This is a genomic window from Micromonospora sp. NBC_00421 (assembly GCF_036017915.1).
Taxonomy (GTDB): domain Bacteria; phylum Actinomycetota; class Actinomycetes; order Mycobacteriales; family Micromonosporaceae; genus Micromonospora.
Map to the genome: position 1 here is coordinate 3,961,879 of NZ_CP107929.1, position 12,117 is coordinate 3,973,995.

8 protein-coding genes are annotated in these 12,117 nt (G+C 73.5%); 3 read left to right on the top strand and 5 right to left on the bottom strand.

Features of this window, described 5'->3' with window-relative positions; all coding sequences use genetic code 11:
* Nucleotides 1–24 precede the first annotated feature (24 nt).
* Complete coding sequence (locus OHQ87_RS16325; RefSeq protein WP_328348876.1) at nucleotides 25–1,791, bottom strand: hypothetical protein; 1,767 nt, start codon at nucleotides 1,789–1,791, stop codon at nucleotides 25–27.
* Between the two features lie 453 nt (nucleotides 1,792–2,244).
* Between OHQ87_RS16325 and OHQ87_RS16330 the strand changes: the two genes are divergently transcribed.
* Nucleotides 2,245–3,441 (top strand): hypothetical protein, encoded by a 1,197-nt coding sequence (locus OHQ87_RS16330; protein WP_328338756.1) that lies wholly within the window; start codon nucleotides 2,245–2,247, stop codon nucleotides 3,439–3,441.
* Between the two features lie 312 nt (nucleotides 3,442–3,753).
* On the opposite strand, the gene dxs is transcribed toward OHQ87_RS16330, so the two are convergent.
* The 4 genes from dxs to OHQ87_RS16350 all read right to left on the bottom strand — a co-directional run bounded on the left by dxs (nucleotide 3,754) and on the right by OHQ87_RS16350 (nucleotide 10,578).
* On the bottom strand, nucleotides 3,754–5,709 hold the full coding sequence (gene dxs / locus OHQ87_RS16335; protein ID WP_328338758.1) for a 1-deoxy-D-xylulose-5-phosphate synthase: 1,956 nt from the start codon (nucleotides 5,707–5,709) through the stop codon (nucleotides 3,754–3,756).
* 162 nt (nucleotides 5,710–5,871) lie between these two features.
* The gene (locus OHQ87_RS16340; protein WP_328338760.1) at nucleotides 5,872–7,113 is read right to left on the bottom strand and encodes an anhydro-N-acetylmuramic acid kinase; all 1,242 of its coding nucleotides are present in this window, start codon (nucleotides 7,111–7,113) and stop codon (nucleotides 5,872–5,874) included.
* 13 nt (nucleotides 7,114–7,126) lie between these two features.
* Nucleotides 7,127–8,407: a class I SAM-dependent RNA methyltransferase gene (locus OHQ87_RS16345; RefSeq protein ID WP_328348877.1), complete on the bottom strand. Its 1,281-nt coding sequence runs from the start codon at nucleotides 8,405–8,407 to the stop codon at nucleotides 7,127–7,129.
* A gap of 116 nt (nucleotides 8,408–8,523) precedes the next feature.
* Nucleotides 8,524–10,578 carry an APC family permease gene (locus OHQ87_RS16350; protein WP_328338761.1) on the bottom strand — a complete coding sequence of 685 codons (2,055 nt, stop codon included), beginning with the start codon at nucleotides 10,576–10,578 and terminating at the stop codon, nucleotides 8,524–8,526.
* Nucleotides 10,579–10,739: 161 nt separating this feature from the next.
* Between OHQ87_RS16350 and OHQ87_RS16355 the strand changes: the two genes are divergently transcribed.
* Both OHQ87_RS16355 and OHQ87_RS16360 read left to right on the top strand, forming a co-directional pair.
* Nucleotides 10,740–11,405 (top strand): potassium channel family protein, encoded by a 666-nt coding sequence (locus OHQ87_RS16355; RefSeq protein ID WP_328338762.1) that lies wholly within the window; start codon nucleotides 10,740–10,742, stop codon nucleotides 11,403–11,405.
* Between the two features lie 3 nt (nucleotides 11,406–11,408).
* The gene (locus OHQ87_RS16360; protein WP_328338764.1) at nucleotides 11,409–12,098 is read left to right on the top strand and encodes a potassium channel family protein; all 690 of its coding nucleotides are present in this window, start codon (nucleotides 11,409–11,411) and stop codon (nucleotides 12,096–12,098) included.
* Nucleotides 12,099–12,117: the final 19 nt, after the last annotated feature.

Here is a 12,117-nt window from a genome sequence, read left to right on the forward strand (position 1 = left end):
GACCGCTCCGGGTCGGCGTAGGGCTCAGGCGGTCCGGGCGGACAGCGGCCGGACGTCCCACACCCACACGTCGAGTTCCCGGCGGGCGGGGCCGACCAGCTGCTCGACGGTCCGGCGCAGCGGCTCGGCGTGGTGCTGGCGCAGCGGCAGCACCAGCACGGCGGCGTTCCAGTGCCGCAGCTCGTCCAGGCTGCGCCGCCGCTGCCTGTCGTCCAGCTTGGTGGTCCGGCCGGTGGTGGCGACCTCGTCGAGCAGCTGCCCGATGCCGCTGGGCCGCCCGCCGAACCGACCCGGGTCGCCGGTGTTGCCGTTGCGCGGGGCGAGGAAATAGCCGCCGGGGATCTTGAACTCGAGGTTGGTGGCCGCCGCCCACCGCATGCCGTGGGTGTTGCCCATGCTGGGCACGGGCACCGGCACCAGGGTCTGCCCGGGGCCGACGTACTCCCGCCAGCGGTCGGCGGTGATGAAGTCCGGCACCGGCGGGCGGGAGGTCACCTTCAGCGGCATCGGCACGATCGGCAGCAGGGCCAGCACCAGGGCGGCCACCGTGACGGTCTTGGCGTGCCGCCACTGCGCGCCGCGCAGCGTCCAGGCCCGCTGCACGGCCAGCGCCAGCAGCATGCCGATCACCACCGAGGTGATCAGGGCGAACCGGGTGGGCACCACCGCGTCCAGCAGTGGCAACCGCACGAGCAGTTCCCACGGCCCGGTGACCAGGTCCCGCCCCCACCAGGAGATCCGCTCGCCGAGGGAGAGCAGGGCGAAGAACGCGCCGGTGACGGCGAGCGCCCGGACCAGCCGCTCCCGGCGCAGCCAGAGCACGATGCCGACGGCGATCAACGACAGACTCCAGCCGAAGAAGGCGTTCTCCTCGGAGTAGTTCGGGGCCAGGTTGACGTTGGCCCGTTCGTTGCCGCCGAAGGTGGGCGAGCCGGGGGCGAAGAAGGCCGCGATGTCGTTGCCGTAGTCCTGCACCGCGTCGCTGAGCCCGTGGTAGGCCATCGGCCCGGCGAACTGGACGTAGAGCGGGTACGCCAGCAGCGCCCCGGCCAGCACCGCGCAGGCGGCCAGCCCCTTGGCCAGCGGTCGCCACGCCGCCGACCAGAGCGCCGGCCGCTGGGCCACCATGGCGATCAGGAAGATGCCGCAGGCCATGGCGGTGAAGAGCAGGATCTCCTCATTGATGAACGCCTGGCCGGTGACCAGCAGGGCGAGCAGCAGCCCGTCGCGCAGCGGCCGGGTGGAGCGGGTCAGCACCATCACCCGCCACACGATGAACGGCAACAGGAACTGACTGATGATGTTGGGGTGCCAGTTGGCGTGCGAGAGCATCGCCGGGGAGAACCCGCAGAACCAGCCGCCGACCGCCGCGGCGAGCCGCCGCCGCACCAGGTGCCGGGACAGCACGTGGTACCAGGCGGCGGCGGTGCCGGCGAGGCCGAGGGTGACAAGCACCACGAAGGAGACCGCCGGCCCGAACAGCAGGGTGACCGGCACCATCGGGATGCCCAGCGCCAGCACCGCCGTGTTGGCCATCAGGTTGACGCCGTCGGGGAAGTTGAACTGGTCGGTGTAGAACGGGAACTCCCCGTGCAGCACCACCCGTACCGAGTGGGCGAGGAAGAACTGCACCTGCGCCGGGTCGCTGCTGTAGAGCGAGGCCACCCGGCCGGCCGGGTCGATCCAGATCCGGCTGGTCACCCAGAGCGCGACGACCAGGAAGATGCCGTAGACCACCAGGTCCTTGCGGCGGGCCGTCCAGCGCCAGCGCCGCCACCACACGGCAGGCATCGCGCCGTCACCCTCCGTGCCCGCCGACCTCTTCTCCGGTACGCCCACCGCCGCCACCCCCTCGGCGGCGGCCACCCGCTCCGGGGCCGTCCCGTCGGGTGCCGTCCGCATGGGTGGCACGTCGACCGGCGACGCCCCGACCGTCCGGTCCACCGGTGCTGTTACGCCTGAGTTACGCAGGTCGACGGGGGTGGTACGGGTCACGGGTGGGGGCGCTGTCGCGGTGGCCGTCGTGCCGCGGGCGGAGCCCCCGGAGTCGTCGGGGGCCGGTGCGGAGGCGCCACGGGGCTCGGCAGACGTCACAGTCGGCGGAGTCTACCGGAGCCGGGAAATAGTCCGAAATTCACTTTGGTGTCCCTTGTGGTCGTCGGGGGCACGGCTGCGGGCCGTCACCGGGCGTTGCGTACGATGTGGGCTTCCGACAACGACGGCGACGCGATCGGGGGCGTACAGATGGCTTCGGTTCGCCGTCGCGGCACGACTGTCACCGCGCTGGTCGGCCTGTTGCTGGCCGTCCCGGCCTGCGGTCCGATCGCCGAACGCCAGGCCCGCGAGCTGCGGGTGGGTTACGACAGCCTGGACGGTACCCGGGCGGTGTGGCCGCCGCGCGGTTCGCTCGCCGGGGACGCCACCGCGACCACGGCGGTGACCGAGGCGGTCCGCGCCTGGCGCTCACCGGTCGACGACCGGGTCCACCTGCCGTCCTCCGGTATCCTCTGGTCGGGCGAGGTCGACGGCGTCCCGGTGGCGCTGGTCGCCGCCGACGTGCCCGGGGAGTCCGCCTCCTGGCTGCTCCAGCTCACCGGCCACAAGGGCCGGTACGAGGTCAGCCGGGCCAGCGAGTACACCGACCCGGGTTACCTGGTCTACGCCGACGTGCTCCCGCTGCACCTGCCCGACGGTCGGCGCTACCTGACCTCCGGCCGGGTGGAACGACTGCTCGGCCCGGACGGCCGGGCACTGATGCTGACCGACGGGCTCACCACCCCGGTCAAGGTGCCCGACTGCCGGGCGGTGCCGGTGACGGTGACGCTGCGGACCACCGAGTCGCTGCCCCGGGGCCGGGCCGCCGATCGCCTGCTCGACCTGGGCACCGCCACCGTCGACCCGAGGTACCCGCTGGTCCGGGACGAGACCGGTTCCGGCCGTCGGGCCCTCGACGGGCTGGACACCTGCATGCTCGCCGGCGAGCAGGGGCCGTTCGGGAGCATTCCGCGCCGGATCGGCGACCGGGACGCACCCCGGTCGGTCCCCGAGTCGTGGCCGATGGAGAAGGTCGCCGTCCGGGCGATCGGCGAGATGGCGCTGGGCGGCGGGAACGACCCCGGTGACCTGGAGCAGCTGACCTGGGAGACCGACGCGGGGACGATGACCGCGGTGGTCTACCGCCCGGCCGGGGACGGCGGGCCGGTGGTCTCGCCCGCCGACCGGTCCAACCCCCTCCAGACCTACGTGTTGCCGGTGCCGGGGCAACCGCTCGTGGTGCTGACCTGGCGGGGCAACCGGGACGCGTCCCTGTCGGTCCCCCCCGGCACCCCCCGCCTGGTGGACCGCCCCGGCCTGGTGGTCGTCCCACTACCCGCCGCCCGGCAGACCTTCAGCCTCGCCACCGCCGAGAAAACCCACTACCGCTCCGCCGGCGGCCGCTAACCCCCTCCCCTCCCCTCCCCTCCCCACCCCGCTCCGCTCCGCCCCGGTGATCAAGAGGTTTGCGTCACCGGAACGACTCCCCATGACCAAAACCTCTTGATCACCGGGGCGGGGGCCGGCGGGACGGGCCGGCGGGGCGGGACGGGCCGGCGGGGCGGGGCGGGCCGGCGGGGCGGGGCGGCGGGGCGGGGCGGCGGGGCGGGGCGGGCCGGCGGGGCGGGGCGGCGGGGCGGGAGTCTGGGGACGGGGGAGGGCGGTCACGGCGTTGTCGTGACCGCCCTCCGGCGTCAGGGATCGGGTGGGGGTGTCCGGTCAGTTGGGGGTGGAGTCGGGGGCGGGGAGGCGGACGGTCTCCACCGAGGTGGCGTCGCCGTCCAGGCCGGAGATCCAGCCGGTGACGTCGCGGGCCACGTCCTGGGCGGTCAGCCGCAGGTCGGCGAGGATCTGCGCGCGGGTGCCGTGCGGGTGCCAGTCGGCCGGTACGCCCAGGTCACGCAGCGGCACCCGGACGTCGGCGTCCCGCATCGCCTGGCCCAGCGCGTCACCGACACCGCCGACCCGGACACCGTCCTCGACGCTGACCACGAGGCGGTGGCCGGCGGCCAGCTCGACCAACTCGGACGGGACCGGGCGCACCCAGCGCGGGTCGACCACGGTGACGCCGTAGCCCTGCTCGGCGAGACGGGACGCCACCTCCATGCCGAGCAGGCCGAAGGCGCCCACCGCCACCAGCAGCACGTCGGTACGCGCCGACTCGGCCAGCACGTCGACCGGGCCGACCCGGCGGATCGCCGGCAGGTCGGCGGCGACGGTGCCGGTGGGGAACCGGACGATGGTGGGACCGTCGTCGACGGCGATCGCCTCACGCAGCTCCTCACGGAGGCTGGCGGCGTCGCGGGGGGCGGCGATCCGCAGGCCCGGCACCACCCCGAAGACCGACATGTCCCAGATGCCGTAGTGGCTCGGCCCGTCCGGACCGGTGACCCCGGCCCGGTCCAGCACGAAGGTCACCGGCAGCTTGTGCATCGCCACGTCCAGCAGGACCTGGTCGAAGGCGCGGTTGAGGAAGGTCGCGTAGACCGCCACCACCGGATGCAGGCCGCCCATCGCCAGGCCGGCCGCGGAGGTGGCCGCGTGCTGCTCGGCGATGCCCACGTCGTACACCCGGTCGGGGTGCTTGCGGGCCAGGGTGGCGATGCCGGTCGGCTCGGCCATCGCGGCGGTGATGCCCACCACGTCGGGCCGCTCGTCGGCGATGGCGACCAGCTCGTCGGCGAAGACCTGGGTCCACTTCACCGACGGGGCGGCGAGCAGCTTGCCGGTCTCGGCGTCGAAGGCGCCCGGCCCGTGCAGGCAGTCCGCCTCGTCCTCCTCGGCCGGGCGGTAGCCGTAGCCCTTACGGGTCACCGCGTGCACGATCACCGGGCCGCCGAAGTTCTTCGCCGCCCGCAGCGCACCCTCGACGGCGGTGATGTCGTGCCCGTCGACCGGGCCGACGTACTTGATGCCGAGGTCCTCGAACATCGCCTGCGGGGCGACCGCGTCCTTGATGCCCTTCTTGACCGCGTGCAGCACCTCGTACATCGGCTTGCCGACGAACGGGGTGTTGCCCAGCGCGTCCTTGACCGTGTCGAGGACCTTCTCGTAGCCGGGGTTGAGCCGCAGCGACGACAGGTGGTCGGCGAGCCCGCCGATGGTCGGCGAGTAGGACCGGCCGTTGTCGTTGACCACGATCACCAGCCGGTTGCCGGAGGTGGCGATGTTGTTGAGCGCCTCCCAGCACATGCCGCCGGTGAGCGCGCCGTCGCCGACCACGGCCACCACGCTGCGCTGCTCGCCGCGCAGGGCGTACGCCTTGGCCAGCCCGTCGGCGTAGGACAGGGCGGTGGACGCGTGCGAGTTCTCGATCAGGTCGTGCTCGCTCTCGGCCTGGCTCGGGTAGCCGGAGAGGCCACCGCGCTGGCGGAGCCTGTCGAAGCCGTCCTGCCGGCCGGTGAGGATCTTGTGTACGTACGACTGGTGGCCGGTGTCGTACAGGAGCCGGTCGCGCGGGGAGTCGAAGACCCGGTGCATGGCCAGGGTCAGCTCCACCACACCCAGGTTGGGGCCGACGTGGCCGCCGGTGCGGGACACCTTGGCGATCAGGAAGTCACGGATCTCGGCGGCGAGGATGTCCAGCTGTTCGCCGGTCATCCGCTTCACGTCCTGCGGACCACGGACGGTGCCCAGTAGCCGACCGTGGTTGGCCGTGTCCTCTTCAACGCTCATGACGAGAGAGTCTATCGGCCGCCGCGCACTCCGCAGCCCGCCCGTGGATCACCGCAGGTGAGACCCCTGATCACCAACTCAGGCAGCCGGCTCGCGCCCGGGATGGCCGCCGGATCGCCGCCCCGGGTGCAAGCCGGATCACGCCCCGGGTGGCGGCCCGGTTCAGCGGAGGACGACCAGCCGTCGCGGCGGGGTCGGCCCGGCCGCCCCGTGCGGCGGCCCGGACGGGGTCCAGGAACCCAGCACTGCGGCCCGCCTGGCCCCGGTCACCGAGGGCACCGCGCCCGGCAGCCCGTGCCAGGACAACCACCCCAGCAGTGCGAACGCGTACGCCTCCCGGGCCTGGGCGGGCACCCCCAGCTCGTCGGTGGTCCGCAGCACCCACCGGCCGGCACCGAGGGCGGCCAGTCGGCCCCACAGGGTGGGATTGCGCACCCCGCCGCCGGCCGCCACCACATCGGTCACCCGGTGCCGGTCGCAGGCGTCGGCCACCGTCCGGGCGGTCAGCTCGGTCAACGTGGCGAACACGTCGTCCGTGGCGACCGGCCCGGCGAGCGCCGCCAGCCGGGCGTCGAGGTAGCCGCTGTGGAACAGCTCCTTGCCCGTCGACTTGGGTGGGGCCGCCGCGTAGTAGGGCTCGGCGAGCAGCAGCGCCAGCAGTCCGGGGTGCACCCGACCGGCCGCCGCCCGAATGCCGTCGACGTCACAGGGCCGGTCGAGGAACCGGCGGGCCGCCGCGTCGAGCAGGGCGTTGGCCGGGCCCACGTCGTACCCGAGCACGGGCCCGCCCGGTGCGACCACTGTGAGGTTGGCGATGCCGCCCAGGTTGAGCGCCGCCCGCACCGTGCCGCCGGTCGGCCCCCGCCGCCCGCCGGCACCGCTGCCAGGCCGCCCGCCGGCACCGCCGTGCCGCCGGCCCTCGTCGGGATGGCCCGGGGCGAGCAGCAGGGCGTCGAAGGCGGGGAGCAGCGGAGCACCCTGCCCGCCGACCGCGACGTCCGCCGACCGCAGGTCCGACAGCACGGGTACGCCCACCCGGGCGGCGACCCGGGCCGGCGCACCGAGCTGGAGGGTGCCCCGCACGGTGCCACCGTCGACCCAGTGGAAGACGGTCTGCCCAGGTGAGACGACCACGTCGGCCCGCCCACCGGCCAGCTCGACGCCGAGCGCGGCGGCGTCGGCGAACACCTCGCCGAGGGCGTTGTCGAGCCGGCAGACCGCCTCGACCGTGGTCGGATGCGGCGGCAGCACCGCCCCGATCCGCTCCCGCAGCTCCTCGTCGTAGCCCAGCTCCCGATGGCCCAACGGGCGCATCCGCAGGATGTCCCCGTCGGCGGTGAACTCGGCGGCGACCACGTCCACCCCGTCGTACGAGGTGCCCGACATCAGCCCGACGATCTTCATCGGGCCAGGTTAGTCAGCGGGTCGGGGGCAGGAACAGGCCGACCAGTTCGACGTGCTGGGTCATCGGGAACAGGTCGTAGCCGCGCAGTGCGGCGAGCCGCCAGCCGGCCCGGGTGAAGGTGCGCACGTCCCGGGCGAAGGCGGCCGGATCGCAGGCCACGTAGGCGATCGCCCGGGGAGTGGCGGCGATCATGTCCCGGACCACCGCCGCACCCGCCCCGGTACGCGGCGGATCGAGCACCACCAGGTCGACCGGGCCGGTGACCCGGCGGCGGGCCAGCGCGGTCTCCACCCGGGCGGCGACCACCTCGACCCGGCGCAGGTCGGCCAGGTTCCGCCGGGCGGCGGCGACCCCCTCGGCGGCGGACTCGACAATGGTGACCCGGGCGTCCGGACCGACCCGGCCGGCGAGCGCGGCGGCGAACAGGCCGGCCCCGCCGTACAGGTCCCAGGCGGACTCGCCGGGCTGCGGGGCGAGCAGGTCGAGGACCGCGCCGACCAGGGTGTCGGCGGCGGCCGGGTGCACCTGCCAGAAGCCGCTGGCCGGCAGCGACCAGTCCCGGCCGGCAGCGACCTCCCGTACCGTCGCCGCCCCATCCGGCCGGTCTTCCTGACCTGCCGCCACCCCACCCGGGGCGTCGACAGCCGTTGCCGGCCCGGCCGGGACGTCGACCCGGGTGGGCACCCCGTCAGCGACGGCGGTGACGGCGACGTCCCCGCCGGTCGAGGCGACGACCTCCACCGCCTCGGCCGTCGGCCAGGGTCGCCCGAGCACCGGCAGCTCCTGGATCGCCGGGTGGGCGATCAGGCAGCGGTCGATCGGCACCACCTCGTGCGAGCGGTGCTTGAGCAGCCCGGCCCGGCCGGCGGCGTCGACCGCGTAGCGGACCCGGGACCGCCAGCCCAGCGGGCCACCGGGCAGCGGCTCGACGGTGACCCGCAATCCGTCGATCTCGGCGTCGGTGAGCCCGCCCAGCCGGGTGAGCTGCTCGCGGACCACTGCCGTCTTCCAGCCGAGCTGGGCGGCCGGGGCGACGTGCTGGAGGTCGCAACCACCGCAACCGCCCGGCCGGGCGTACGGGCAGGGTGGGGTGACCCGGTCCGGTGCCGCCTCGACGATCTCGACGGCGTCGGCACGGGCGAAGCCCCGGTGCAGCTCGGTCACCTCGGCGACCACCCGCTCGCCGGGCAGCGCGTGCCGGACGAAGACCACCTGACCGTCGACCCGGGCCACGCAGTGCCCACCGGGGGCGACGGCGTCCACGGTCAACTCGACCCGCTCGGCCTCCTCCAACCCGGGCCGCCGCTCCTCCCCGACACCGCCGGGCCGGGCTTCGGAGCCGGCATCACCGGGTCGGGTCGGACGGGCGCGGTCGGTGGTCAGCGGGCGGGCGGGGCCGGGGTGGGCGGTCACGGGCGGTCTCCGGTCGACGGGCCGGGCTCGCCGGGCGGCGCGGGCGGGGGCAGGGTACTGCGGGGCGCGACCCGGGGGCCCCGGGCGGGGGTACGACTCAGCGTCTCGTCCAGCCGGTCGAGGTTCTTGGTCGCGGTGGAGGCCAACTGCCAGGGCACGCTGGTCACCATCACGCCCGGCTCGAAGAGCAGCCGGCCCTTGAGCCGCAACGCGCTCTGGTTGTGCAGCAGGTTCTCCCACCAGTGGCCGACGACGTACTCGGGGATGAAGACGGTGACCACGTCGCGGGGCGACTCCCGGCGGGTGTTGGCCACGAAGCTCAGGATCGGCCGGGTGATCTCCCGGTAGGGCGAGTCGACGACGGTCAGCGGCACCGGCAGTTCGCGCCGCTCCCACTCCTGCTGGAGCTGCCGGGTGTCCTTGTCGTCCACGTTGACGGTGACCGCGGTCAGCGTGTCCGGCCGGGTGGCGCGGGCATAGGCGATGGCCCGCAGGGTCGGTTGGTGCAGCTTGCTGACCAGCACGATGGCGTGGTTGCGGGCGGGCAGCACCCCGCGTACCTCGGTGGGTTCCAGCTCGGCGGCGATCCGGTCGTAGTGCCGCCGGATGGCCAGCATCAGCAGGTAGATGACCGCCATCGCGGCGATGGCGATCCACGCGCCGAGCAGGAACTTGGTGATCAGCACGATGACCAGCACGGTGCCCGTCATCGCCATGCCGAACGCGTTGATCGCCCGGGAGCGGAAGATCCGGCGACGTGCCTCCGGATCCCGCTCGGTGCGCAGGTGCCGGTTCCAGTGCCGGATCATGCCGGCCTGGGAGAGCGTGAACGAGACGAAGACGCCGACGATGTAGAGCTGGATCAGCCGGGTAACCTCGGCCTGGAAGCCGACGATCAGCACGATGGCGAAGACGGCGAGGAAGACGATGCCGTTGGAGAAGGCCAGCCGGTCGCCCCGGGTGTGCAGCTGCCGGGGCAGGTAGCGGTCCTGGGCGAGGATCGAGCCGAGCACCGGGAACCCGTTGAACGCGGTGTTGGCGGCCAGGAAGAGGATCAGGGCGGTCATCCCGGCGACCACGTAGAGCAGCACCGACCCGCCGCCGAAGACGGTCTCGCCGAGCTGGGTGGTGACGGTCTTCTGCACGTACCCGTCGGGGCCGGAGAGGATCTGCGTGTTCGGGTCCTCGACGAACTGGAGGCCGGTCAGCCGGGCCAGCCAGATGATGCCGACCAGCATGGCGACCGAGATGGTGCCGAGCAGCAGCAGCGTGGTGGCGGCGTTGCGGCTCTTCGGGGCCTTGAACGCCGGCACCCCGTTGGAGATCGCCTCGACCCCGGTCAGCGCCGCGCAGCCGGAGGAGAAGGTGCGCAGCAGCAGGAAGACGAGCGCGAAGCCGGTGACGCTGTGCTCCGCCTGGATCTCCAGCCCGGCGCTGGGGGCCCGCAGGTCGTCGCCGAGGACGAAGTAGCGGACCAGCCCGGTGACGATCATCCCGCCGATGACGATCACGAAGCCGTAGGTCGGGATGGCGAACGCGGTGCCGGATTCGCGCAGCCCGCGCAGGTTCATCGCGGTCAGCAGCACCACCGCGGTCACCGCGATCAGCACCTTGTGGGTGGCCACGAAGGGCACCACCGAACCGAGGTTGGCCACGCCGGAGGAGACCGACACGGCGACGGTCAGCACGTAGTCGACGAGCAGCGCGCTGGCCACCGCCAGCCCGGCCCGGGGGCCGAGGTTGACCGTGGCCACCTCGTAGTCCCCGCCGCCCGAGGGGTAGGCGTGCACGTTCTGCCGGTAGCTGGCCACCACGGTCAGCATGACCACGACCACCGCGAGGGCGATCCAGGGGGAGAACAGGAAGGCCGACGCCCCGGCGATGGAGAGGGTCAGCAGGATCTCGTCCGGGGCGTACGCGACGCTGGACAGCGCGTCGGAGGCGAAGACCGGCAGCGCGATGCGCTTGGGCAGCAGGGTGTGCTGGAGCCGGTCCGACCGGAACGGTCGACCGACGAGGAGTCGCTTCAGCAGCGAGGTGGGACTGGCCACAAGCGCTAAGGGTACGACCACCGGATGGTGGTCGCCGGGGGGTGCCTGATCCCGTTCCCGCGCCCCGACGCGGTACGGTTCGGTCCCCCATCGGCGGGGTGGACGTGGCAGGCTCGCAGACGACAGCCGCCGGGACACAGGCGCACCTTGGGAGGGACACCGTGCACGTCGTGATCATGGGCTGTGGGCGGGTCGGCTCGACGCTGGCCCAGAGCCTGGAGTCCCGGGGGCACTCGGTGGCGGTGATCGACCACGACGCCGACGCGTTCCGCCGCCTCGGCCCCGACTTCGCCGGGATCACCGTCACCGGCGCCGGCTTCGACGGCGAGGTGCTGCGCCAGGCCGGCATCGAGCGGGCGGACGCCTTCGCCGCCGTCTCCAGCGGCGACAACTCCAACATCATCTCGGCCCGGTTGGCCCGCGAGACGTTCGGCGTCTCCCGGGTCGCGGCCCGGATCTACGACCAGCGCCGGGCCCAGGTCTACGAGCGGCTCGGCATCCCCACCGTCGCCACCGTCCGCTGGACGGCCGACCGGATGCTGCGCCACCTGGTCCCCGAGGGCAACGTGGAGATCTTCCGGGACCCGACCAGCACCGTGTCGATCATCGAGGTGCCGGTGCACAAGGACTGGATCGGTCGGCCGCTGCGTCAACTGGAGGAGACGGCCGGGACCCGGGTGGCGTACCTGACCCGGTTCGGCATCGGCATGCTGCCCACCGCGTCCAGCGTCGTACAGGAGGGTGACCAGCTCTACGTGCTGGTCACCGACGACATCGCCGCCTCGGTCACCGCGGTGGCCGCGACGCCGCCCGAAGGAGGGCACTGAGCCATGCGGATCGCCATCGCGGGCGCCGGCAACGTGGGCCGGTCGATCGCCCAGGAGCTGATCGACAACGGCCACCAGGTGATGCTGATCGAACGGCAGCCCCGGATGCTGCGCCCGGACCGGGTGCCCACCGCCGACTGGGTGCTGGCCGACGCCTGCGAGCTGGCCAGTCTGGAGGAGGCGAACGTCGCGGGCTGCGACGTGGTGGTCGCCGCCACCGGTGACGACAAGGTCAACCTGGTGGTGTCCCTGCTGGCCAAGACCGAGTTCGCGGTGCCCCGGGTGGTGGCCCGGGTCAACCGGGCCGAGAACGAGTGGCTCTTCACCGAGCAGTGGGGCGTCGACGTGGCGGTCAGCAAGCCCCGGGTGATGGCCGCCCTGGTCGAGGAGGCGGTCACCGTCGGCGACCTGGTCCGGTTGATGACGTTCCGGCAGGGCGAGGCCAACCTGGTCGAGATCACCCTGCCGCCGACCGCGCCCTACGTCGGCCAGCCGATCCACGCCGTGCCGATCCCACGGGACGCCGCGCTGGTGGCGATCCTGCGCGGCAAGCGGGTGCTGGTGCCCAGCCCCGACGACCCGATCGAGGCCGGCGACGAGCTGATCTTCGTCTGCACCGCCGAGGTGGAGGACGAGGTGCGCGGGGTGATCCTCGGCCCGGACAGCGTGGAGCGGACCCGGGGCACCAGATGAGCCGGCTCAGCAGGTGAGT